The 23,999-nt window shown below is 50.3% G+C and carries 24 protein-coding genes; 12 read left to right on the top strand and 12 right to left on the bottom strand.

Annotated elements, in window-relative coordinates; all coding sequences use genetic code 11:
• From FDW87_RS14985 to dgcJ, 3 genes are all read right to left on the bottom strand, one after another.
• On the bottom strand, positions 1–351 hold a 351-nt coding region (locus tag FDW87_RS14985), incomplete at its 3' end, for a DUF441 family protein (protein ID WP_137379932.1).
• Positions 352–488: 137 nt separating this feature from the next.
• A complete protein-coding gene (locus FDW87_RS14980) occupies positions 489–992 on the bottom strand; it encodes a YbaK/prolyl-tRNA synthetase associated domain-containing protein (RefSeq protein WP_049041633.1) in 504 nt (167 codons plus the stop codon).
• A gap of 44 nt (positions 993–1,036) precedes the next feature.
• Entirely contained in the window at positions 1,037–2,527 is a 1,491-nt protein-coding gene (dgcJ, locus tag FDW87_RS14975; protein WP_019076607.1) for a diguanylate cyclase DgcJ, read from the bottom strand.
• A gap of 165 nt (positions 2,528–2,692) precedes the next feature.
• On the opposite strand from dgcJ, the gene FDW87_RS14970 reads away from it, so the two are divergent.
• From FDW87_RS14970 to FDW87_RS14960, 3 genes are read left to right on the top strand one after another with little or no spacing between them, the layout of a single operon-like run.
• Positions 2,693–3,463 carry a class I SAM-dependent methyltransferase gene (locus FDW87_RS14970; RefSeq protein ID WP_137379893.1) on the top strand — a complete coding sequence of 257 codons (771 nt, stop codon included), beginning with the start codon at positions 2,693–2,695 and terminating at the stop codon, positions 3,461–3,463.
• Between the two features lie 13 nt (positions 3,464–3,476).
• Positions 3,477–3,887: a hemerythrin domain-containing protein gene (locus FDW87_RS14965; protein ID WP_075847297.1), complete on the top strand. Its 411-nt coding sequence runs from the start codon at positions 3,477–3,479 to the stop codon at positions 3,885–3,887.
• A gap of 35 nt (positions 3,888–3,922) precedes the next feature.
• Positions 3,923–4,561 (top strand): CatB-related O-acetyltransferase, encoded by a 639-nt coding sequence (locus FDW87_RS14960; RefSeq protein ID WP_016156305.1) that lies wholly within the window; start codon positions 3,923–3,925, stop codon positions 4,559–4,561.
• 75 nt (positions 4,562–4,636) lie between these two features.
• Here FDW87_RS14960 and FDW87_RS14955 read toward each other — a convergent pair whose 3' ends face one another.
• Together FDW87_RS14955 and yeaG are read right to left on the bottom strand one after the other, a co-directional pair.
• Positions 4,637–5,920 (bottom strand): YeaH/YhbH family protein, encoded by a 1,284-nt coding sequence (locus FDW87_RS14955; protein WP_047417919.1) that lies wholly within the window; start codon positions 5,918–5,920, stop codon positions 4,637–4,639.
• Positions 5,921–6,043: 123 nt separating this feature from the next.
• A complete protein-coding gene (gene yeaG / locus FDW87_RS14950; RefSeq protein WP_016152810.1) occupies positions 6,044–7,978 on the bottom strand; it encodes a protein kinase YeaG in 1,935 nt (644 codons plus the stop codon).
• A gap of 434 nt (positions 7,979–8,412) precedes the next feature.
• On the opposite strand from yeaG, the gene FDW87_RS14945 reads away from it, so the two are divergent.
• The 4 genes from FDW87_RS14945 (at position 8,413) to FDW87_RS14930 (ending at position 11,378) form a co-directional block, all read left to right on the top strand.
• Positions 8,413–9,159 carry a MipA/OmpV family protein gene (locus FDW87_RS14945; RefSeq protein ID WP_016152811.1) on the top strand — a complete coding sequence of 249 codons (747 nt, stop codon included), beginning with the start codon at positions 8,413–8,415 and terminating at the stop codon, positions 9,157–9,159.
• A 579-nt stretch (positions 9,160–9,738) separates the two neighbouring features.
• Complete coding sequence (locus FDW87_RS14940) at positions 9,739–9,981, top strand: hypothetical protein (RefSeq protein ID WP_019076610.1); 243 nt, start codon at positions 9,739–9,741, stop codon at positions 9,979–9,981.
• A 10-nt stretch (positions 9,982–9,991) separates the two neighbouring features.
• The gene (locus FDW87_RS14935; RefSeq protein WP_019076611.1) at positions 9,992–10,345 is read left to right on the top strand and encodes a hypothetical protein; all 354 of its coding nucleotides are present in this window, start codon (positions 9,992–9,994) and stop codon (positions 10,343–10,345) included.
• 178 nt (positions 10,346–10,523) lie between these two features.
• Positions 10,524–11,378, top strand: coding sequence for an aldo/keto reductase (locus FDW87_RS14930; RefSeq protein ID WP_019076612.1), 855 nt, complete (start codon positions 10,524–10,526; stop codon positions 11,376–11,378).
• A 95-nt stretch (positions 11,379–11,473) separates the two neighbouring features.
• Here FDW87_RS14930 and FDW87_RS14925 read toward each other — a convergent pair whose 3' ends face one another.
• Together FDW87_RS14925 and gapA are read right to left on the bottom strand one after the other, a co-directional pair.
• A complete protein-coding gene (locus tag FDW87_RS14925) occupies positions 11,474–12,358 on the bottom strand; it encodes a D-hexose-6-phosphate mutarotase (RefSeq protein WP_049271246.1) in 885 nt (294 codons plus the stop codon).
• Positions 12,359–12,557: 199 nt separating this feature from the next.
• Complete coding sequence (gapA, locus tag FDW87_RS14920) at positions 12,558–13,553, bottom strand: glyceraldehyde-3-phosphate dehydrogenase (protein ID WP_003030697.1); 996 nt, start codon at positions 13,551–13,553, stop codon at positions 12,558–12,560.
• 341 nt (positions 13,554–13,894) lie between these two features.
• On the opposite strand from gapA, the gene msrB reads away from it, so the two are divergent.
• Together msrB and FDW87_RS14910 are read left to right on the top strand one after the other, a co-directional pair.
• Positions 13,895–14,308, top strand: coding sequence for a peptide-methionine (R)-S-oxide reductase MsrB (gene msrB, locus FDW87_RS14915; RefSeq protein ID WP_016152816.1), 414 nt, complete (start codon positions 13,895–13,897; stop codon positions 14,306–14,308).
• A gap of 42 nt (positions 14,309–14,350) precedes the next feature.
• Positions 14,351–14,626 carry a YeaC family protein gene (locus tag FDW87_RS14910; protein ID WP_049271249.1) on the top strand — a complete coding sequence of 92 codons (276 nt, stop codon included), beginning with the start codon at positions 14,351–14,353 and terminating at the stop codon, positions 14,624–14,626.
• A 44-nt stretch (positions 14,627–14,670) separates the two neighbouring features.
• On the opposite strand, the gene yajD is transcribed toward FDW87_RS14910, so the two are convergent.
• From yajD to sppA, 5 genes are all read right to left on the bottom strand, one after another.
• Positions 14,671–15,015 carry an HNH nuclease YajD gene (yajD, locus tag FDW87_RS14905; protein WP_003832478.1) on the bottom strand — a complete coding sequence of 115 codons (345 nt, stop codon included), beginning with the start codon at positions 15,013–15,015 and terminating at the stop codon, positions 14,671–14,673.
• A 93-nt stretch (positions 15,016–15,108) separates the two neighbouring features.
• Positions 15,109–16,362 (bottom strand): glycoside hydrolase family 18 protein, encoded by a 1,254-nt coding sequence (locus FDW87_RS14900; RefSeq protein ID WP_049271252.1) that lies wholly within the window; start codon positions 16,360–16,362, stop codon positions 15,109–15,111.
• Between the two features lie 260 nt (positions 16,363–16,622).
• The gene (gene pncA / locus FDW87_RS14895) at positions 16,623–17,261 is read right to left on the bottom strand and encodes a bifunctional nicotinamidase/pyrazinamidase (protein WP_016152827.1); all 639 of its coding nucleotides are present in this window, start codon (positions 17,259–17,261) and stop codon (positions 16,623–16,625) included.
• A 14-nt stretch (positions 17,262–17,275) separates the two neighbouring features.
• Positions 17,276–18,292: an asparaginase gene (ansA, locus tag FDW87_RS14890; RefSeq protein WP_016156311.1), complete on the bottom strand. Its 1,017-nt coding sequence runs from the start codon at positions 18,290–18,292 to the stop codon at positions 17,276–17,278.
• A gap of 55 nt (positions 18,293–18,347) precedes the next feature.
• Positions 18,348–20,204, bottom strand: coding sequence for a signal peptide peptidase SppA (sppA, locus tag FDW87_RS14885; protein ID WP_016156312.1), 1,857 nt, complete (start codon positions 20,202–20,204; stop codon positions 18,348–18,350).
• Between the two features lie 175 nt (positions 20,205–20,379).
• On the opposite strand from sppA, the gene FDW87_RS14880 reads away from it, so the two are divergent.
• The 3 genes from FDW87_RS14880 to FDW87_RS14870 form a co-directional block, all read left to right on the top strand.
• Positions 20,380–20,931 carry an NAD(P)H nitroreductase gene (locus FDW87_RS14880; protein WP_016152830.1) on the top strand — a complete coding sequence of 184 codons (552 nt, stop codon included), beginning with the start codon at positions 20,380–20,382 and terminating at the stop codon, positions 20,929–20,931.
• 116 nt (positions 20,932–21,047) lie between these two features.
• Complete coding sequence (gene selD, locus FDW87_RS14875; RefSeq protein ID WP_016152831.1) at positions 21,048–22,091, top strand: selenide, water dikinase SelD; 1,044 nt, start codon at positions 21,048–21,050, stop codon at positions 22,089–22,091.
• 4 nt (positions 22,092–22,095) lie between these two features.
• Positions 22,096–23,999, top strand: a 1,904-nt coding sequence (locus FDW87_RS14870) for a DNA topoisomerase III (RefSeq protein ID WP_137379931.1), incomplete at its 3' end; no start/stop codon positions are given.

Here is a 23,999-nt window from a genome sequence, read left to right as displayed (position 1 = left end):
CAGTAAACCGCCCACAAGCTGAGGCTGGCTACCCATGAGCGTGACACCGCGCCCGCCAAGCCAGGAGACGAATACCCCGATGGCAATAGCGACCAGTGATTTCCAGTTCACAAAGGAGTGGATGAGCGTGGAGGGGGGGAGCGTTCCGCTGGCGATCGGCGCCATGACGCCAATGGTTAGAATTATAATCCCGACGGTCAGGCCCTGTTTTTCTATCCATGGAAAGAAAGTATTCAGAGGGGTAACACGAACAATGATCAGCACCAGAATTGAAACAGCGACAGTGGTGTTGTGGCTGACAAAGCCCAGAGCTGCCAGTCCGAGCAGGATCAGCAGAGTGACATCAAACATCGTAGTTTCCTTGCCAAAAGAAAAAATAAGCCTGCTTACTGTACGCGTAAACGCGTGACGGAACAGGCTTTTTTTAATGATTATGATTTTTTTTGGGCTAATGCACGATGCTACGCTTTTACACCTGACTCGGGCGGCTATTGTACGCGGCGGAACGGGAGTAATTCCGGTTTCGCGATACGTAGGTAATCTGCGGTATCCATGATCACGGATTTTTCCAGCACTCCGGCATTGAACGCAATTTCATTAAAACGCTCAAACAATAGCGGATCGGCGACCAGCTTAAGTTTTGGATGGAAGCTAAACGGTGGGATAGCGCCAAATACGCAACCTGTCAGTGCATCGACTTCCGCCGGGCTGGCAAGTGATGCTCTTAACCCGCCGATATGACTGGCTAACAGGCTCAGGTCGGCCTGCTGGTCGGCAGAAAGAATCGCCAGGACATGCTGATTAACGCCGTTGCCTTTGACCTTACAAACCAGCGCTTTTGCTCCCTGGCCCAGTGCGGTACCGCGAATTTCAGAAACCGCTTCACATTTGCCGACCGCTTCATGGCTTACCACGCGATACGTCGCGCCTTGTTCTGACAACAGCGAAATTAAACGCTGATGCGTTGCGTTACCTTTGTTCACTTCCGTCATGACTTACTCCTGGTACAACAATGAAAATCCTGTCAGAAAAATGATTACGCATCCGCGCGTTTTTTCTGTTTGCTCAGGTAGAGCTGTGCATCGGATGCTTTGTAGGCATCATCAATGGTGTCGTTTGGCTGCATATTATAAATCCCTGCGGAGAAGCTGATTGCTCTATCTTGCGCAATAATTTGTAAGTTATAGCGAATCCTCTCCAGCAGACGAGGCGTTAATTCAGCGGGGTAATCAATGAGGATAATGCAAAACTCATCCCCACCGAGGCGGATGGCATAGTCGTTTTTGCGAATCGAGGTTTGAATGGCTCTAGCCAGAATGGTGATAATGCGATCGCCTTCCTTATGCCCCAGCGTATCATTAATGACTTTTAGTTTATCGCAATCAATGGCGATAAAGGTCACGAGGGTTCCCGCGTTTACTAACTGCTGTAAACGCTGTTCGAGCGTCGGCGTTAAAATTTTGCGGTTGTAGAGCCCGGTCATTGCGTCACTAATATTTTCACGCGTGACGTTGTGATACAGCCGAAAATGCGTTCTGACCATATTCAGCAACAGTATTGTCGCCAGCAGATAGAAGGCGAATACTTTCCAGGAGGAGACAATAAAGTACATAAAATCAAGCGATAAGGTGATGCGTATACCGCCGGGCATGTCCTCCTGGTAGTGAACATAGCTAAACAGGTTGTTCTCACTTTGGTGAACGAGTATCTCTTTACCTGAGTTGATGTCCGAAAGCGTCACGTTAAGATAGCGCCAGACGAGAGGGCGGTCGCTGGTATAGAAAATATTCTTTAAATTCTCTTTGTTAATATCCACCATCACCACGCCTTTTAACTTACCGGCATAGTAGACCGGTGTTAAAAAGCTCATCACTTTTTTCTCGGTCAGGTTATCTTCATAAATACGGGAGATTACCGTGCGGCCAGTGAAAATACCGTCAATATCATTCTGGTTGATACCCAGGTTTCCTTTTTGCAAAAACGACCAGTTGTGTATCGCAAATTTCCGCGAGTCGACCAGATCAAAGAAATAGACGTAGTTATTTTTGAGATCGACGTAATATCGAAATTTATACTCCTGCATACCTAAACCATGACCGTAATCTTTCTGTTCACGATTAACGTTTACCGCCCGGTCAAAAGAGGGCAGTAGAAATATGTCTTCAAGTTTCTCGCTACATTTTGTAGTGGGGGTTTGCAACGTACCGTGTAATGGCAGGTAGTTATGCTGGGTGAGGTTGAGCCCATGAGTGCCGTTAACGCTGTCGAAAGCGTTGCAAAGTGCTTTTTGTTGCTCGATAGAAGCGGGTACCTGGGGGGATGAAAATGTGCGCATCAGATGGGCTGCAATACTTTGATTAGTATACTTATCATAGAGAAACGATGAGTCGGCTTTCTCATTGATATAGCGCATGTACGCATTCATTGCTTTATCGCTGGCAATGAGCTCATAAACCAAAAAAGAAAATGTCAAAACAACTACGCTGACGGAGATAAAGAGCCTGAGCGCTTTATGATGCAATTGCATAATGATGTACAGCCCTGTAAGTCTGATACTTCAGTCTATCACACGGCATACATCCGCTCTAACGCTACTGGGAAGGGCATTTTGTAATAAAAATCATTCGCGTGCTTCACCTTTAACTCTTATTGTTGTATTTATAATGCAACTTATAAGAAAGGAGACAAGCAGATGAGCGCGACTGATAAAGCGGGCCATACGTTCTTAGCCAGTCTGGGCAAAACCCGTCTGCGTCCGGGGGGCGTTGAAGCAACAGAGTGGTTGTTCAGCCAGTCACAGCTGACGCCCGACAGCCAGGTGCTGGAAGTGGCGTGTAACATGGCCACGACGGCGATAGAGTTAGTTCAACGTTTTGGTTGTACGGTATACGCCATTGATATGGATAAAACCGCACTGGCAAACGCCAGAAATAACGTGGCGGCAAATGGTCTGGAAAATCACATTCACGTTATGGCAGCTAACGCTAACACCCTTCCATTTGCGGATAACAGTTTCGACGTTGTGATCAACGAAGCCATGCTGACAATGTATGCCGATAAAGCGAAGGCGAAGTTAATTGCCGAATATTATCGCGTATTGAAGCCCGGCGGGCGTCTGTTAACTCACGACATTATGTTCACCGCACAAAAACTGGGTGCGGGCGAGCAGGGCCAGCTTGTAGAGGTAGTGAAATCAAACGTTAGCCCGATGACCAGACAAGGCTGGCGCGATTTATTTCTGAACGGTGGGTTTGCACAGTCCTTGCAGCAGAATGGCGATATGTCGCTGATGTCGCCGCGAGGATTAATTCGTGATGAAGGGCTGACTGGGGCGGTTAAAATTGTGTTTAACGGCTTACGCACACGCGAAAATCGTCGCCGGTTCCTGAAAATGTTTCGCTTCTTCCGTTCGCAACGTCACCAGCTAAACTACATTGCCTGCTGCTCCGTGAAGGGAAAATAAAAAGGATAAACGGATGAATATTGATAAAATGAAAAATCAGCATGTTGAAATTCTGGAGAAAATATCATTTCTACGTACGTTGAGCCATGCAGGCGTATCATCCAATGCCCAGGAAATTGCAACTGCGATCGTTAGCATGAGTGCCATTATAAAAACACATTTGTTTGCTGAAGATCAGTTCCTTTATCCACATATTGAGCAGGATGGAAATAGTACGCTCAGACAGGTTAGCTCAAAATTTCAACGTGAAATGACGGATATCGTCAGCGAATATGAAGTTTTTTCCCGGCGCTGGAATATTGCCAGTAAATTAAAAGGTAATGATGAGGCATTCAGACGTGATGCCAACAATATTCTACGCAAAGTGTATGAGCGTATGCAAAAAGAAAATAAAGACTTCTATCCGCTGGTGGAAAGGATGTAGGGTGTTTTAAAACACAATGATAAAAGGATGGCGAAGTGTCAGAAAAACACTGGTCGAGAATGGAGTACCTTCATCAGACAGTGACCAACCCTAATATAGTTATTAAGGGTACGCATAGCTATTACAGTGACTGCTGGGATCATGGATTCGAACGTTCGGTGGTGCGGTATTTACTCGGTGATGAGATCAGCCGGGACTGGGAACCGCTTGGGCATTTGGATAAGTTGATTATTGGGAATTTCGTCTGCATTGGCGCTGAGAGCGTTATTCTGATGGGGGGAAATAGTACGCACCGGCTTGACTGGATCAGTCTTTATCCCTTTATGGCGTCGATCAAAGATGCCTACGAGTTTCGGGGTGACACGGTGTTGCATGATGGTTGCTGGTTAGGCATGCGCGCCATGATCATGCCAGGCGTTACGCTCGGGGAAGGCGCTGTTGTCGCAGCAGGTGCGGTGGTGACTAAAGATGTGCCACCGTATGCGGTAGTCGGCGGCAATCCGGCAAAAATAATAAAATATCGCCTGCCGGTGGGGGATATTGAACGAATACTGGCCCTTAATTTGTATCAACTTCCGGAAGAGTCGCTCGTGAAAATGCAACCGCTGTTGTCTTCTGGCGATATTTCCGCGCTCGAAGTTGAAGTGGCTAGCCTGAGACAAAATGCTAAATGACATAACATGTGGTCGAAACGCGAGGTCATAAAAATCAACCAGAGGAGATAACCTCTGGCTGATTTATGTATGTGGTTAGCTATTGCTGGTTGTACTTTGCTTATGAAACAGTTCGCGAAAGACCGGATAAATGTCATCCTGGTCGCGGATATGCTGCATCGCAAAGTTTTCAAACGTTGATTGCAGATGTTCGTATTCACGCCACAAGGTCTGGTGCGCGCGGCGGGTGATTTCGATATAGCTATAATATCGCACCATCGGCAGCAGTTTTTTCGCCAGAATCTCATGACACAACGGGGAATCATCCGCCCAGTTATCACCGTCCGAGGCCTGTGCGGCATAGATGTTCCACTGGGCCGGGTCGTAACGGTCTTTTACCACTTCATCCATTAACTTCAGCGCGCTGGAGACAATGGTTCCCCCGGTTTCCTGAGAGTAGAAGAACTCGTGCTCATCCACCTCTTTCGCCTGGGTATGGTGGCGAATATAAACCACTTCCACGTTTTTGTAGGTCCGACTCAAGAACAGATACAGCAAGATATAAAAACGCTTGGCCATATCTTTGGTCGACTGATCCATTGAACCGGAGACGTCCATCAGACAGAACATCACTGCCTGGCTGGAAGGATCGGGCCGTTTTTCATAATTCTTGTAGCGTAAATCAAAGGTGTCGATAAACGGCACGCGTTCGATTTTTGCCCGTAGTTCGGCAATCTCTTTGCGTAACCGTTCCTCTTCCAGCAACTGCGCTGGTTCACTTTTTTCGATGGTTTCCAGATCCGCTTCGAGCGCATGCAATTCGCGACGCTTACCAGCCGTCATCGCTGTGCGGCGCGCCAGTGAGTTTTGCAGGGAGCGCACCACGCTGATGTTGGCAGGCACGCCGTTAGAGGTGAAACCTGCCCGGTGCGTTTTGTACTCCGTTAACTGACGCTGCTGATTCTGCTTCAGGTTAGGAAGTGCTAAATCTTCGAACAACAGATCGAGATATTCATCTTTAGAGATCTGGAAGACGAACTCATCCTGACCCTCGCCATCTTGGCTGGCCTGGCCTTGTCCGCTTCCTGAACCACCGCCGCCGCCCTGTGGGCGTTCAATGCGGTCGTTCTGCACAAAATGGTCGTTACCCGGATGCACGCGATGGCGCAAGCCGCCACGCCCCTGATGGAACATCGGTTCGCTAATATCATCAGTCGGAATAGAGACAGATTCGCCGCTATCCACATCAGTCACCGAACGCTTGTTAATGGCCTCGGAGATCGACTGTTTAATTTGCGATTTATAACGGCGTAAGAAGCGCTGGCGGTTTACCGTGCTCTTGTTTTTGCCGTTAAGACGCCGGTCAATAAACCAGGTCATAAGCCCCCCGTACTGCATTTGCCAACTTTATGCTACATCAGTAACGCCGGATGCGCTGAGCATATCCGGCCTACGGATGTGTATTGTAGGCCCGGCAAGCGTACGCGCCTCCGGGCACTTATTTTAAGACGATTTACGTACGCGCAAATACCATTCGCACAGTAAACGTACCTGCTTACGCGTGTAGCCTTTTTCCATCATCCGGTCGACAAAATCGTCGTGTTTTTTCTGCTCGTCAGTTGAGGTTTTGGCGTTGAACGAAATGACCGGCAGCAACTCCTCGGTATTGGAGAACATTTTCTTCTCAATGACCGTGCGCAGTTTTTCGTAACTGGTCCAGTTTGGATTGCGACCGCTGTTATTCGCTCTGGCACGCAGAACAAAGTTGACGATCTCGTTACGGAAATCTTTGGGGTTACTGATACCCGCCGGTTTCTCAATTTTCTCCAGTTCTGAGTTCAACGACTCGCGGTCAAACAGCTGACCGGTATCCGGGTCGCGATACTCCTGATCCTGAATCCAGAAATCCGCATAAGTGACATAACGGTCGAAAATGTTTTGTCCATATTCGGAATAGGATTCGAGATAAGCCGTTTGGATCTCTTTGCCGATGAACTCAGCATATTTCGGGATCAGATAGCCTTTCAGGAACTCAAGGTAACGTTCTGCCAGCTCCTGCGGGAACTGTTCGCGCTCGATTTGCTGCTCCAGTACGTAGAACAGATGCACCGGGTTAGCTGCCACTTCGGCGTGGTCAAAGTTAAAGACGCGTGAGAGGATCTTAAACGCGAAACGCGTGGAAAGACCGTTCATTCCCTCATCGACCCCGGCGTAATCCCGATACTCTTGATAGGACTTCGCTTTTGGATCGGTATCTTTCAGGCTTTCCCCATCGTAAACACGCATCTTCGAGTAAATGCTCGAGTTCTCAGGCTCTTTCAGGCGAGAAAGAATGGTAAAGCGAGAGAGCGTTTCCAGCGTGCCCGGTGCGCAAGGCGCATGGGTCAGCTCACTGTGGTTAAGCAGTTTTTCGTAAATTTTGATCTCTTCGGAGATCCGCAGGCAATAAGGCACTTTGACGATGTAAACACGGTCAAGGAACGCCTCATTGTTTTTATTATTACGGAACGTCACCCATTCGGACTCGTTCGAGTGGGCAAGAATAATTCCGTTAAACGGCAGGGCAGAGATACCTTCTGTCCCGTTGTAGTTTCCTTCCTGGGTTGCGGTCAGCAGAGGATGCAGCACTTTAATTGGTGCTTTAAACATCTCAACGAACTCCATAATCCCCTGGTTTGAGCGGCACAGTGCGCCCGAATAACCGTAGGCATCAGGATCGTTCTGGGCGTGGTGTTCGAGTTTACGAATATCCACTTTCCCGACCAGCGCAGAGATATCCTGGTTGTTTTCATCACCAGGCTCCGTTTTGGCGATAGCGATCTGCTCCAGAATAGACGGCCAGACTTTGACAACGCGGAATTTTGTAATGTCCCCGCCAAAATCATGCAGACGTTTTGCAGCCCAGGGCGACATGATCGTACCGAGATAACGACGTGGGATCCCATACTCTTTTTCCAGGATCTGCGCGTCTTCCTGTGGGTTAAACAGGCATAACGGATGATCGTTTACCGGGCTACGCTCGCCGTTGGCGCTCAGGACATAAATCGGTACTCGCTGCATCAGCGACTTCAGCCGCTCAGCAAGAGATGATTTCCCCCCTCCCACAGGCCCCAGCAGATACAGAATCTGCTTCTTCTCTTCCAGACCCTGAGCCGCATGCTTCAAATAAGAAACAATCTGCTCAATGGCCTCTTCCATGCCATAAAACTCTTCAAAAGCGGGGTATCGTGCAATCACCCGATTCGAAAAGAGTCGAGAAAGACGAGGTTCGTGGGCAGTGTCGACCATGACAGGCTCACCAATAGCCATTAATAGCCGCTCTGCCGCATTGGCATAAGCGCTGCGATCTTGCCGACAAGTGGTAAGAAACTCCTGCAGCGTGAACTCTTCGTCCTTGGCAGCTTCATAACGCTGGCGATAGTGATCGAATATATTCATGGTATGCCGTCCTTTCGTTTTTTTAGCACATGTTAAGAGCCGTTCATATGAATAGTAGAGGCCCCTGAAGAGGTAAACTGAACGACGTCGCTGCTGAAGAAATAAGCAACTCTCATGCCATTGTGGTGGTCAGGAGATCAACGTATTCGGTGATACACCTTCTAAAATTAAGCGTAGATGGCATTTGCAAAACTTGCCTGTGTGCGCAAATGAATTTCAATGGCATATCAATAACTCATCAGCAAAAAAAGCATATCTTTTGTAAATCTATGGGGCAGGATTCATGCGGTGTTCACTGTCCTGCAAGCAAAATGTCATCACTCGCTGAGAAATTAGGGGGTTACATTCTGGGGCGAATCCGTAAAATAGTTGGGCTGAAGCGTATTGACGGTTAAACTTTGACCGCTACACATTTAAATAAGGAATTATTGACTGTGACCAAACTCAAACTTCTGGCACTTAGCGTGCTTATTGCCACTTCCGCTAACGTCGCACAGGCAGAGAGCAACCTGACGCTGGGCGCAGGCGTTGGTGTGGTTGAGCACCCTTACAAAGATTACGATAGTGACGTTTACCCGGTCCCGGTTGTGACTTATGAAAGCGATAACTTTTGGTTCCGTGGTCTGGGCGGTGGTTACTACCTGTGGAATGACGATACCGATAAGCTGTCGGTGATGGCCTATTGGTCGCCAATGTACTTCAAACCGGGTGACAGCGACGACAACCGTCTGCGTAGTCTGGATAAACGTAAGAGCACCATGATGGCTGGCCTTTCTTACATTCACAACACGCAATACGGTTTCCTGCGTACCAGCCTTGCAGGCGATACGCTGGATAACAGCAATGGTATTGTATGGGATCTGGCGTGGTTATACCGCTATACCAATGGCGGTCTGACGTTGACTCCGGGGATTGGTGTCGAGTGGAACAGTGAAAACCAGAATGAATACTATTATGGTGTTTCACGCCATGAATCTGCCCGTAGCGGCTTGCGTAGCTACGATCCTGAAAGCTCCTGGAACCCGTATCTGGAGCTCAGCGCAAACTATAACTTCCTGGGCAACTGGAGCGTATACGGTACTGCGCGTTATACCCGCCTGTCTGATGAAGTGACAGACAGCCCGATGGTGGACAAATCCTGGACGGGTCTGATTTCAACGGGTGTTACCTACAAGTTCTGATACCACTGTGTGTCAAACACTCGCCCGCAGAGATGCGGGCTTTTTTGTGCATATCAGAGATGAATATTGATCCAAAACATGTGATTTGATTTTTTGTGCTGTTTTGGCATTACATCGGCCGCAACAAATAGTTAACGTATTTTTCCTGCCGCAATTACCAAAATTAAACCTGTTGTTTGATGAGACTGAAATCTATTCGTTTGTGAATGGAAGAGTATCTGTACAGTTTCACGAATTATTGTTCTGGGAGAGTGATTTCTGGTTTCGCAATATATTGATAATATTCTATTTTATAATCACGGTATAATTTTATCGTGAAACTCTCGCCACTAAAAATAGCAAGATAACTATTTTATTATTTTTGTGAGACGATGAAAGTTAACTTTCATTTGAAAAAAATAAAATCATTAATTTAATTTTTATTTTACATCTTTTAGGTATTTATCTGAAAAAATTAAAATTGACATTAAATAAGCGATTGCAGATATTACTCCAACTTAATAAGTAAAGACAGTAACGCTGCATGGCTCAGATATTAAATGTCATGTGGTTTTCTTGCGAATAAACCTGGTAGAGATAATGAAAAAGTTAATCATGATAGCAGTGATGGGTGGGATTCTGACGGGATGTTCCACCGAGGCTTCACGCATGAGTGCTTGCGAAAGCAAGGGCGTGAGCCGCGATGCCTGCTATATCGCTGAGCAAAACCGTCAGGCGACAATCAATGCCGTAGCTGAAAAACAAGCTATGGAGAACGCGCAAAACGTATATAACTCAAATGATACTAATTCCAGTCATCACCACAAACACAATAATTATTAAGGTGTAACTTATGAAGAAATTAATAATTATCGCTGCACTGGTCGCAACATCTGCGGCTGCACCAGCCTATGCCATCAGCGAGGCTTACCGTCAGCAGTTACAGCATGAACATAAAACGATGGTCAGCGATGCTAATGCTCCGGTGCACGCCAGTAAAATCACACCCGTGCATGTGAATAAACTGGGCGTAGACTTTAAACGTGGCGCTGATGGTATTGCTTATATTAATGGCAAAGCTGCGGCAAATGATGAGAACAATGCAGACTCTCAGTCTTATAGCGCGGGCTTGATTTCCGTCATTGTCTATAAAAACGGGAAAATTAACGCGATGAAAGAGGGGAAATATTTAGGTCGCTTAAAATAACCGCAGTGCAGTTAAGATTTTCTGTCATTCGGCCCGGGAGCATTGTTTGTTCCCGGGTTTTTTATTGCCGTTGCCATAGCGGTCAACTTCCAATCTTAGAAGGTGCAATTTGTGCACCCTAACAGGACACATGCCAGTTGTTTTGCTTTACTGTGGTGCATTAACACAGGAGGGCGCGATGACAGCGAAACAGGTGATGTTTACAAAGCAGGTATCGCTGCCTGCTATTGGGCAGGGAACATGGTACATGGGCGAGGATCCTGGCCGACGCCGGGAAGAGGTTTCAGCGCTGCGGGCTGGTCTGGATCTCGGTCTGCGGTTGATCGATACCGCCGAAATGTATGCAGATGGTGCAGCGGAAGAGGTAGTGGGTGAAGCATTAATCGGGTGTCGTGATAGCGCTTTTTTAGTCTCGAAAGTATACCCCTGGAATGCCGGTGGTCAGAAAGCCATTGCCGCCTGTGAGGCGAGCCTGCGTCGACTAAAAACCGATTATCTGGATCTCTATTTGCTCCACTGGACGGGCAGTTTTTCATTTGCTGAGACCGTGGATGCCATGGAAGCACTCATTGCGCAGGGGAAAATCCGCCGCTGGGGCGTCTCTAATCTCGATTACGATGACATGCAGGCGTTATGGCAAGTCACAGGTGGGCGGGAATGTGCCACTAACCAGGTGCTTTATCATTTAGCATCGCGCGGTATTGAATATGATTTACTGCCGTGGTGCCAGCAGCAGCAGATGCCGGTCATGGCTTACAGTCCGCTGGCTCAGGCGGGGCGATTGCGCGGTGACTTGCTTTCTCACTCTGTGGTGAACGACATCGCGCACGCGCACAATGTTAGTGCTGCGCAGATTTTGCTGGCATGGGTGATCCGTCTGCCGGGCGTGATGGCGATTCCAAAAGCGGCAAGCATAGCGCATGTCGAACAAAATGCCGCCGCGCTGGAGATAACGCTCTCAGTTGATGAGCTGAAGCAGTTAGATAAGGCATATCCAGCGCCAAAGGGTAAAACGGCGCTGGATATGGCCTGATTTGCCGAATGGCGATGCTCACGCTTCTTATCCGGCCAACGCAATGTTTGGTAGGCCGGATAAGGCGCAAGTTCCGTCAGGCTACAGACACAATTTTAGCGTTTAGCAACGCGGATAGTTTGTGCCAGGCGTGATGGTTTTTCTTCGCGGGTTTTCTGCGGCGCGGTTGCGTAAGCCGTCTCTACGCAAACAAACGTTTTATACCCGTCATCCGGCATGTCGCCCATGCTAACGGACAGCGCCGGACCCGGGTTCCAGCCCACGACATTCAGATGGTGGTGATGGACGACGTCGATATTGCGGTTGAGCGCATCATCATGGATAACGCTGCACGCTTGCGGATTCAGATAGACACGATCGGTGCGGTCCGGGAAGGTCTGGATACCATCAGTCAGCACATCTTCTTTAGCATCATTCACTTTGTCGATCAGGCGATCGCCAAGTCCACTGACTTTTACTGCCGCAATGTCACCGACGTTGAAATAGGTATGCAGCGCAGAGGTGGTTTCAAATTCACCGTGGGCTTCCAGTTCCATTTCACAGGTGGCACCTACTTTGAAACGGGCCAGCAGGCAGAATTCGTGCGGCCATAGCTGACGCGTTTCAGCGTTGCTTTGCAATTCAAACGTCAGCACCACGCCATTGTCGTCTTCGTTGTGCGCTTTCAGCGTCCATGGCAGGTTGCGGGCAAAACCATGAGAAGGCAGGCCCTGCTGAGCAGCCGGACCAAACCACGGCCAGCAAATTGGTACGCCGCCACGCAGCGCTACGCCGGTTTTAAACGGGGTATTGTTACTTAGCCACAGGACTTCCTCTTCGCCGTTGGGTTTCCAGGAAAGAAGATGTGCGCCCTGCAGTGCGAAAGTTGCTTTAACCTGTGGATGATCGACCACAAGAATCTCAAGTTCATCAAGCTGGCGGCGGGAGAGGACCGGGGTAATTTGTTCGATTACCGGAAGTGCAAAAATTTTATTAATCATTATGCAATCCTTTTTTTTACCCTAAATAATTCGAGTTGCAGGACGGCGGCAAGTGAACGATCCCGATTAGCTTACAGAAGTAAGTGATTCGGGTGAGAGAGCATTGCCAACACACCGGTAACTTGAAGTATGACGGGTATCTTCAGGCAAAAAAAAGAGCGACCTGAGTCGCTCTTACAGATTACTGTTTCATCTCAACTTATTTGGAGATGTGAGCAATCAGGTCCAGAACTTTGTTGGAGTAGCCGGTTTCGTTGTCGTACCAGGATACCAGTTTCACGAAGTTGTCGTTCAGTGCGATACCAGCTTTAGCATCGAACACGGAAGTGCAAACTTCACCGTTGAAATCGGTAGATACTACGTCGTCTTCGGTGTAACCCAGAACGCCTTTCATTGGGCCTTCGGAAGCAGCTTTGATTGCTTTCTTAATTTCTTCGTAAGAAGCAGCTTTTTCCAGACGAACGGTCAGGTCAACAACAGATACGTTCGGGGTAGGAACGCGGAACGCCATACCAGTCAGTTTGCCGTTCAGTTCTGGCAGTACTTTACCTACAGCTTTAGCAGCACCGGTAGAGGACGGGATGATGTTCTGGGATGCGCCGCGGCCGCCGCGCCAGTCTTTGTGAGACGGGCCATCAACGGTTTTCTGAGTAGCGGTGGTCGCGTGAACAGTAGTCATCAGACCTTCGATGATGCCGAAGTTGTCGTTGATAACTTTAGCCAGCGGAGCCAGGCAGTTAGTGGTGCAGGAAGCGTTAGAAACGATGTCCTGACCTTCGTATTTGTCAAAGTTAGCGCCTTTAACAAACATCGGAGTGTTATCTTTGGACGGACCAGTCAGAACCACTTTTTTCGCGCCAGCAGTGATGTGCTTACGAGCGGTTTCATCTGTCAGGAACAGGCCAGTAGCTTCAGCTACTACGTCAACACCAACTTCGTCCCATTTCAGGTTAGCCGGATCACGTTCAGCGGTAACACGGATTTTTTTACCGTTTACGATCAGATGACCGTCTTTCACTTCAACGGTACCGTTGAAACGGCCGTGAGTGGAGTCATATTTCAGCATGTAAGCCATGTAGTCAGCGTCTAACAGGTCGTTGATTGCAACGATCTCGATGTCAGAGCGTTCTTGAGCAGCACGGAAAACAATGCGACCGATACGGCCAAAACCGTTGATACCTACTTTGATAGTCATATATTCCACCAGCTATTTGTTAGTGAATAAAAGGTTGCCTGTAAAATTACAAAAACCTTACGCAGCGTCAAGCGGAATCGTGTCAATCATTGCGACAAATCAATCTGCTGCTTAAGCTTTGCGCAACTGACTCGCCTCACTCTTCCTTTGGGCTTGAAACCACATGGGGTCGGCGGCCCGAATTTTAAAGGGCAATCAAGATAAAAACGTGATTGTGATCACGAATTGCAGGCTGCCATTTCGCACGGATCAAGTTTAGAACAAAAGTTCGCACTCTGGTGTTAATGTTTTGTTAGAATCTGTCTCGCGATGTGAGTTTAGATAAAGCGAGATGTGAGCAAATGGCTAATCAACCTTCTCCAGAAGAACTAAAAAAAAATTTAACCGAAATGCAGTTCTATGTGACGCAGAATCACGGGACAGAACCGCCATTTACCGGGCGTTTGCTGCACAACAAGCGTGACGGAATCTACCACTGTTTGGTCTGTGACAAACCGCTATTTCGTTCCGAGACAAAATATGACTCTGGCTGCGGCTGGCCCAGCTTTTACGAGCCTGTCAGCGCAGAGGCTATCCGTTACATTAAAGATACTTCACACGGTATGCAGCGCATTGAAATCCGCTGTGGTAACTGTGATGCGCACCTGGGGCATGTCTTCCCGGATGGTCCGCAACCTACCGGTGAACGTTACTGCGTTAACTCAGCCTCTTTGAACTTCACCGATGGTGAAAACGGTGAGCAGACCAAAGGCTGAAGAAACGATTCAGCAAATTATTCTACGGAGAGTGGATTTAACATGAATCTTGATGAGATGATCAACAGCATGACGCCGGAAGTTTATCAGCGCTTATCAACTGCCGTTGAACTCGGAAAATGGCCGGATGGCGTGGCGCTAACGGCAGAACAAAAAGAGAACTGCTTACAGCTGGTGATGTTATGGCAGGCGCGAAACAATATTAACGCGCAGCATATGACGATTGATACCAACGGTGAGATGGTGATGAAGAGTAAGCAGCAGTTGAAAGTGGAGTTTGGTATTACGCCCGAACCCATTGCGACGTTTAAATCCTGATTACTCAGGCCCGGCAAACATCTATGTCGGGCCCGCAGTTGAAATTATTTCTTGTTCATCATCGCCTTCAGATCGGCGAACGGATTATATTTCGCTTCGCCCACCGCTTTCTGCGCATCTTCGCCTGCAACCACCGTTGAACCATACTGGTCCGCTTCCGTATATTTGGAGTGTTCGTGATCGTGGCAGTACAGGCACAACATTTCCCAGTTGCTACCATCTTCCGGGTTATTGGAGTGATCGTGATCGATATGGTGTACCGTCAATTCGCGCAAATTTGAATACACGAACTCACGGGAACAACGTCCGCAGACCCAGGGGAAGAGTTTAAGCGCCTTTTCCCGGTAACCGACTTCCAGACGGGCGTAATTTTTAGGGATAAAAGCCATAAAGCTCATGCCTCCAGTAGAAAATGAAAAGCTGCGCCAAAAGCTGGCGCAGCAGAATGCGATAATCATAACCTATTGTGTCAGGCGTTGGGATCAGTGTTTGATGCCTAACGAATCGGCTAACTGCTTAGCCAACTGGTTTTGGTCATCCGCACCGTATTCCCAGAACATGGCGCCTCCCAGCCCCTTGCTCTTGATGTAGTCAGCCTTGATCGCTACCGAGCGCGGGTTTTCATAGGAGAGGGCAAAGAGCGCTTTTCCCTCCACAGACTGCACTGACAGCCACGGCACTTTTGCTTCATCATCCCAATGCTGGCTAAAGCGCTTTTGCGGATCGTTGATCAATTTCGCCACGATATCGTTGTACTTCACATAGGTATCTTTGCTCAGATCGACGCCCAGTGATTTGAACAATTCAATTTGCGCGGGCTCGAAATAGGGCTGGGTAACAGGATTTTTCTGTGCGTCAGGTTTGCTCCAGTCAATGCCTGGCTCAACAGCGCGTTTCGGTACGCGACCATAAAAACCAATGCCCAGGTTCATCTGACTCGCTTTTAGACCGGCAGCAAGATAGTTGTTGACCACAAAATCAGCGCTGTACTTATCCGCCGCGGCGACTGTCGGCCATTGTGTCGAATCGTACAGGTTCGAGTTGAAATACTGCGTACCGTAAGCCATGTCATAGGTCATCAGGTTTATGTAGTCGAGCGATGGCGCAATGGCTTTCACATCCACCCAGCTTTTCGGGCTTTCCGCATTTGCGCCCACGGCGATAGTCAGTAGTTTTTTATGCCCCAATGCGGCGCGGAGCTCTTTTAACAGCGCGGTAAAGTTAGCTCGGTCGGCCGGTTGACTTTCGACCAGTCCCCAGGCACCGTTGACCGGATATTCCCAGTCGAGGTCGATGCCATCAAGGCCATATTTCGCAATTATCTCCTGAGCAGACTGAATAAACACCGCCCGCGATTCTTTCGTTGCTGCCGCACCAGAGAATCCACGTGCCCCCCAACCACCGACGGAAAGCAATACTTTCAGGTTCGGATTTTGTTTACGCAGCTGTGGAATTTTCAGTAAATCATCCTGCACTTTCGGTGAAAGCCAAATCTGATGCAGCTTGCTGGCGTCTTTTAAGGCGTCATTGGTCTCGTCTTTTTCGTTGTTGTAGACAAGGCCAAACGAATAGTTGAGATGGGTTATCTGACGAACATCCAGTTTATTGATGTCACCACCAGGACCGGCAGTGACGTCGCCGCCACCATTGAAGTAGCCAACTGACATCAGTGAACTGGCGGAAACAACGCTGGCGCAAAGCAGGGGTAATGCTGCCAACAAAGGCAATAGTTTCATCGGTGTTCCTCTTTGACATTTAAACAAGCAAACACGCCACGGAAATGGCGTGGCGAAAAAAACAGCACCTGCAGGTTAACAGTTTCATAACAGGAAAAATGCGAAGGTGTTCACGTCATGTTGGCGAAGCGGCAAACCATTTCTGGTAGGTTGTATCGGTTGGGGCAAACATTACTGAGTGTTGACGCAAGTCCTTTTTCTGGCCTACAGATTTGCATACATGCGCAAATTCAATAGGCCGGATAAGGCGTTTTAAAGTATTAGCGCTGGGTTTCCAGCCAGTCATCAAGCGTATACAGCGTTGCGCCCGCTGCGGCCATTTCCATAAACGCCTCTGCACTGTCCTGGGGTTGAATATTGACGCCACGGCAGCCGTCGGTAATAACGCTGACGGTATAACCAAGATCGAGCGCATCCAGAACGGTGAATTTAACGCAATAGTCGCTAGCCAGACCCATGATAATAAGCTCAGCAATACGGTGTTCGAGCAGCCAGGCGTTCAGCGCGGTTGCCTGACGACGACCGTTATCAAAAAACGCACTGTAACTGTCGACCAGCGGGTTCTCGCCCTTGGTGAAGGTTTTCGCTATTGCACGCTGGTTCAGCAGCGGATGCAGGGCCGCCCCTTCGCTGTTTTGCACGCAATGATCGGGCCAGAACGTTTGCGCCAGACCATCCAGTTGTCCCTGACTGTAGGGGGCGACCTGATGCTGGCTGGCAAAACTACCGTGATTAGCCGGATGCCAGTCCAGACTGGCAACAACCGTGTCGCCGCGTAGGGCGCACCAGTCAATCAGACGGTTGGCAATCTCGATTGTGCTATCGCCTTGTGGAACAGCGAGAGCGCCGCCGGCACAAAAGTCATTTTGTAAATCGACCAACAGTAAGGCTCGGGCCATGGGCATAGACTCCTTTATTCGTCCGGGGTGAGCTCGCCGCGCAGATTTTGCGTCATAGCTTCACGAATGCTCTGCACATCCAGTCCCTGACTGAGTAAATAATGCAATTTGGTGAGCGTGGCTTCGACGGTCATATCCGCGCCGCCAATCACGCCAGCGTGGGCGAGGGCATTACCCGTCGCATAGCCACCCATGTTTACCTTGCCGGACATACACTGGGTCAGGTTCACCACCACAATGCCACGTGAGCTCGCATCTTCAAGTTCTTGCAGAAACTCTTTATTTTGCGGTGCATTGCCCACGCCGTAGGAGCGCAAAATTAACGCTTTCACCGGCTGGCGCAGGAAGTTACGCACCACATCAGCGGAGATACCTGGGTAAATGGTGACTACGCCAATCGGTTGTGGAGTAATAGGATGAACAATCAGTTCACCTGCGCCGTGCGGTGCTGGCGGTGTTCCCAGTCGACGGATGTGGATCCCGGCTTCCAGTAGCGGCGCAAGGTTGGGTGAGGCAAAGGCGTCAAAGCCATCGGCGTGCGCTTTAGTGGTACGGTTGCCGCGAAACAGTCGATTGTTGAAAAACAGGGTTACTTCATTGATCGGGTAATTTGCCGCAACGTACAGCGCATTGAGCAGGTTGATTTGCCCGTCTGAACGTAGCTCTGCCAGCGGAATTTGTGACCCTGTCACAATTACCGGTTTACCCAGGTTCTCCAACATAAAAGAGAGCGCTGAAGCCGTAAACGCCATGGTGTCGGTGCCGTGCAGAATGACAAAACCATCGTAATCGTCGTAGTGTGCTTTAATGTCTTCCGCAATATGCTGCCAGTCTTCCGGCGTCATGTCGGAGGAATCCATCAACGGGACGTATTCGTGGATGGTGAAGTCTGGCATCTCCGGGCGGTGGAATTCAGGCATCAATGCCAGTTGACGCTGGAGATGACCAGAAACAGGAATATAACCCTGTTCTGAGCGCTGCATACCAATGGTACCGCCGGTATAGGCAACGTAAATCGATTTCTTTTGCATGACTTTTCTTCTGTCTCAATGAAAACCCCTCTTCATCCCGAAGAGGGGGCAATTGTTAGCGAACGTTGGCGCAGGTCAGGCAAAACGCATATCGGTTTTGCGGATCGTTAAACGCGGCCAGCTTATCGCTTTCCGCTTTAACTGCACTGGCCGCAGAAGCAAGCGGCGCCGGGAGCATGGCCTGAATAGCTTCGGGCAGCATGGCGCGAACGGAGCCTGACATGCTGTCCATTACCATATCGACGAATGTCGGTTCATCCTGATAATACGCAATGTGCCACTGTTTCAGCTTGGCAAGCTCAGCCGCTTTCGCGATGGCGTCGTCAAAATCACCGAGGCTGTCTACCAGTCCGTTGGCTTTCGCATCCTGACCGGTCCAGACGTGACCCTGCGCGATTTTGTCAATCTGCTCAGGGGTTGTCTTACGTGCATCCGCGACCAGCGTGATAAAGCGCTTATAGCCATTTTCAATGCTCAATTGCATCATTTGCTGCACTTCAGGCGGTAACGCTTTGGTGATGGAGATATCCGCCAGCGGGGAAGTGGCCACGCCATCGGTATGTACACCAATGGAATCCAGACTGTTTTCTACGGTGTTGATCACACCAAAGATCCCGATTGAACCGGTTAACGTGCTGGGGTTTGCCACAATGTAACTGGCTGGGGTGGAGATCCAGTAGCCACCGGAGGCCGCCATGCCGCCCATGGACACGACAACCGGTTTACCCGCCGCTTTTGCTGCAGCCAGCTCAGCACGAATGACTTCCGAGGCGCTGACGCTGCCGCCAGGACTGTTCACGCGCAGAACAATAGCTTTCACTTTCGGATCGAGACGCGCTTCGCGGATTTGTGCGGCAGTGGTGTCGCCCCCCACATTTCCTGGGGTTTCTTCACCGTCCATAATCGCGCCGTTCGCAAAGATAACGCCAATGCTGTCTCCGGTATCCGCCGGTGTTTTCAGCGAATAATCGTAATAGCTGACGGCGCGATAGTTTTTATCCGCTTTGCTCCAGCCAAACTGTTTGGTCAGCATTTTTTCGACTTCGGCGCTGGAGGCGAGTGCATCCACCAGTTTGTTGTCGAGCGCATATTTCGCCGTATCTCCATCGACCTTCGTCAAACCGTCCAGCATCGCCTGTGCGCCAGGGAACACCTGCTGAGCTGGGATCTGGCGGTTGGCGGCGACCGTGTCGAGATAGTTCTGCCACAGCTCGCCGATCCAGCGACTGTCGGCTTCACGCGCGGCAGGAGACATATCATCGCGGATAAACGGTTCTACGGCAGACTTATAGGTCCCGACGCGGAATACGTGCGTGGAAACTTTCAGCTTATCGAGCAGGGACTTGTAGTACAGACCGTTGGTGGCAAAGCCGTGCAGATCAACGGAACCCTGCGGAGAGAGGTAAATTTTATTAGCAAAACTGGCGAGGTAATACTGCCCCTGGCTGAAGTTATCGCCCACGGCAAAGACCGGTTTACCGCTGTCGCGGAATTCCCGCAGTGCTTTGCCGATATACTGCATGGAAGGCTGGTCTGCCCCGGCAAAATTTTTCAGATCCATCACGATGCCGGTGATGTTGCGATCATCTTTTGCCTGGCGAATCGTATTCACGATATCGAAAAGGGAGTTTTCCTGCAGACGATCGGAACTGGCGCCAAACAGCTGACGGCCAATAACGCTTAAACGACTGGTGCTCGAAGGCTTATCGACAATCACCCCGGAGATATCCAGCAGCAGCGCGCCTCGCTCAGCGTGTTCGCTGGTGTTGCTGCTGCTGACCTGCATCCAGATGCCCACGCCAACCAACACCAAAAAGATGAAGAACAGGTTAAGCACAAATTCACGGACGAAATTGAGTAATCGCCATGTCCATTTAAAAAATCCGGCAATAAATCGCCACAGGGTTCGCATGTATTCTCCCTACCAATTAACAACACGCCACCCCGAAATCCCGGAGAAAGGCGATAAGATGAGGCTATCGTAATGACCCGACAGGCACTTGTCAGCAGGAATCACCGCCTGTGCTGTAACAAAATCCGCTCACGTGTTAATTTTGTGAACAAATTTCATTGTTGGAGTTAAGCAAATGGATGCACTCGAATTACTTATGACCCGTCGTAGCGCCTCTCGTCTCGTCGAACCGGCCCCGGCAGGAGAACAACTGCAAAATATTCTGCGTGCGGGAATGCGCGCGCCGGACCACAAAACGCTGCAACCGTGGCAATTCTTTGTCATTGAGGGCGAAGGGCGTGAACGCTTTGCCGCCGTGCTTGAAAAAGGCGCTATTGCATCTGGCAGCGATGAGAAGGCCCAGGAAAAAGCGCGCAGCGCGCCGTTTCGCGCGCCGCTGATTATTACCGTGGTGGCGAAATGTGAAGCAAACGACAAGGTTCCGCTATGGGAACAGGAAATGTCTGCCGGTTGTGCGGTGATGGCCATGCAGATGGCTGCGATTGCCCAGGGCTTTGGCGGTATCTGGCGCAGTGGCGCATTAACCGAAAGTGAGGTCGTCCGCGAAGCGTTTGACTGTCGCCCACAAGATAAAATCGTCGGTTTTCTCTATCTGGGCACACCACAGTTGAAAGCATCCACGACGATTACCCTTGCCGATCCGAGCGCATTCGTCCGTTATTTCTGATATCAACGGCAAAACTGTCTGGATTATGAGCAAAGGCACCCGAATTCAGACAGTCACTCTTACCACATCATGGAATGAGCGCTACCATATCCGGATTGCAATGACAGGAGATGTCCATGAGCGAGCAAGCTATTCGTTTAACGCAATACAGCCACGGAGCCGGTTGCGGTTGTAAAATTTCCCCAAAAGTGCTGGAAACCATCCTGCACAGTGAGCAGGCGAAGTTTGTTGATCCAAACTTACTGGTGGGTAATGAAACCCGCGACGACGCGGCTGTATACGATCTGGGGAACGGCACTAGCGTAATCAGCACCACCGATTTCTTTATGCCGATTGTCGATAATCCGTTTGATTTTGGCCGCATCGCCGCCACCAACGCCATCAGCGATATTTTCGCCATGGGCGGCAAACCGATTATGGCAATTGCTATCCTGGGCTGGCCGCTTGATAAGCTGGCGCCGGAAATCGCCCGCGAAGTAACCGAAGGCGGACGCTTTGCCTGCCGTCAGGCGGGTATCGCGCTGGCGGGGGGGCACTCTATCGATGCCCCTGAGCCTATCTTTGGTCTTGCGGTAACCGGCGTTGTTCCAACTGAACGCGTGAAGAAAAACAGCACCGCCGAGGCGGGATGCAAGCTGTTTTTGACCAAGCCTCTGGGTATTGGTGTCCTGACCACCGCAGAGAAAAAATCGCTGCTGAAGGACGAGCACAAAGGGCTGGCGACGGAAGTAATGTGCCGGATGAACATTGCCGGGGCGGCATTTGCCGATATCGACGGCGTGAAAGCCATGACCGACGTTACCGGTTTTGGGCTGCTGGGGCATCTGAGCGAGATGTGTCAGGGGGCCGGCGTTCAGGCGCAGATCGTCTACCAGGCTATTCCTAAGCTGCCAGGTGTTGAAGAATACATCGCGCAGGGCGCGGTGCCGGGCGGTACCCAGCGTAACTTTGCCAGCTACGGACACCTGATGGGTGAAATGCCGCAGTCGGTTCGCGATTTGCTCTGCGATCCGCAAACTTCCGGTGGTCTGCTGTTAGCGGTAACGCCGGAAGCTGAAGCCGAAGTTAAAGCGGCAGCGGCGCAGTTTGGCATCGACCTCACTGCGATTGGTGAGTTAGTGGAAGCTCGTGGCGGTCGCGCCATGGTTGAGATCCGTTAACTCGATGCGGTTGTTTATTGCCGAAAAACCGAGTCTGGCGCGCGCTATCGCCGATGTGCTGCCGAAGCCGCATCGCAAAGGTGACGGTTTTATCGAGTGCGGAAACGGGCAAGTGGTGACCTGGTGTATTGGTCACCTGCTTGAGCAGGCGCAGCCAGATGCCTACGACAGTCGTTATGCTCGCTGGAGTCTGGTTGATCTGCCGATTGTCCCGGAAAAGTGGCAACTGCAGCCGCGTCCCTCGGTGACCAAACAGCTCAACGTTATTAAGCGATTTTTGCATGAGGCCAGTGAAGTCATTCACGCAGGTGACCCCGATCGTGAAGGACAACTGCTGGTGGATGAAGTGCTGGATTACCTGCAACTGGCCCCTGAAAAGCGCCAGCAGGTGCAACGCTGCCTGATTAACGACCTCAACCCGCAGGCCGTCGAGCGGGCGATTGAGCGTCTGCGCGCCAACAGTGAGTTCATCCCCCTGTGCGTGTCGGCACTGGCGCGAGCGCGGGCGGACTGGCTGTACGGTATCAACATGACGCGCGCTTATACCATTCTGGGGCGTAACGCGGGCTATCAGGGCGTACTTTCGGTCGGGCGCGTGCAAACGCCGGTGCTCGGACTGGTTGTGCGCCGCGATGAAGAGATTGAAAACTTCGTTGCCAAAGACTTCTTCGAGGTGAAAGCGCATATCGTGACGCCCGCCGATGAGCGGTTTACCGCTATCTGGCAGCCGAGCGAAGCGTGTGAGCCGTATCAGGATGAAGAAGGGCGCTTGCTAAACCGCACGTTGGCTGAACACGTGGTAAATCGCATTAACGGTCAGCCGGCGATCGTCACCAGCTATAACGATAAACGGGAATCAGAATCCGCGCCGCTGCCGTTTTCGCTGTCGGCGTTGCAGATTGAAGCGGCGAAACGCTTTGGCTTAAGTGCGCAAAACGTTCTGGATATCTGCCAGAAGCTGTATGAAACCCATAAACTGATCACCTATCCGCGTTCGGATAGCCGTTATCTGCCGGAAGAACACTTTGCCGGACGTCACGCGGTGCTGAACGCGATTAGCGTCCATGCGCCGGATCTGCTTCCGCAACCGGCGGTCAATCCCGATACGCGAAACCGCTGTTGGGATGATAAAAAAGTGGATGCGCACCACGCCATCATTCCAACAGCGCGCAGTTCGTCCATCAACCTGAACGATAATGAAGCGAAGATATACAACCTGATTGCCCGTCAATATCTGATGCAGTTTTGCGCGGATGCGGTATTCAGGAAGTGCGTTATTGAGCTGGATATCGCGAAAGGTAAGTTTGTCGCCAAAGCCCGTTTTCTGGCAGAGGCCGGATGGCGTACGCTGCTTGGCAACAAAGAGCGCGACGAAGATAACGACGGGACGCCGCTGCCGGTGGTGGCAAAAGACGACGAGCTGCTGTGCGAAAAAGGCGAAGTGGTTGAACGACAGACTCAGCCTCCGCGGCACTTTACCGATGCCACGCTGCTGTCAGCGATGACCGGAATCGCGCGCTTTGTGCAGGATAAAGATCTGAAAAAGATCCTGCGCGCAACGGACGGACTGGGAACGGAAGCGACGCGCGCCGGGATTATCGAGCTGCTGTTTAAGCGTGGTTTCCTGGTGAAGAAGGGGCGCTATATCCATTCTACCGATGCCGGAAAAGCGCTGTTTCATTCGCTGCCTGAAATGGCGACGCGCCCGGATATGACCGCGCACTGGGAATCGATCCTGACCCAAATCAGCGAAAAGCAGTGTCGATATCAGGATTTCATGCAGCCGTTGGTGGGGACGCTATATCAACTTATCGATCAGGCGCGCAGCACGCCGGTACGACGCTTCCGTGGTATTGCCGCACCGGGTAGTAGTGGTGTTGACAAGAAAAAGAGCGCGCCGCGTAAACG

The organism is Citrobacter sp. wls826 (genome assembly GCF_005281245.1).
GTDB classification, from domain to species: Bacteria; Pseudomonadota; Gammaproteobacteria; order Enterobacterales; family Enterobacteriaceae; genus Citrobacter; species Citrobacter braakii.
Note: the sequence above shows the minus strand (reverse complement) of the source record. Positions and strands in the feature narration are given on the sequence as shown.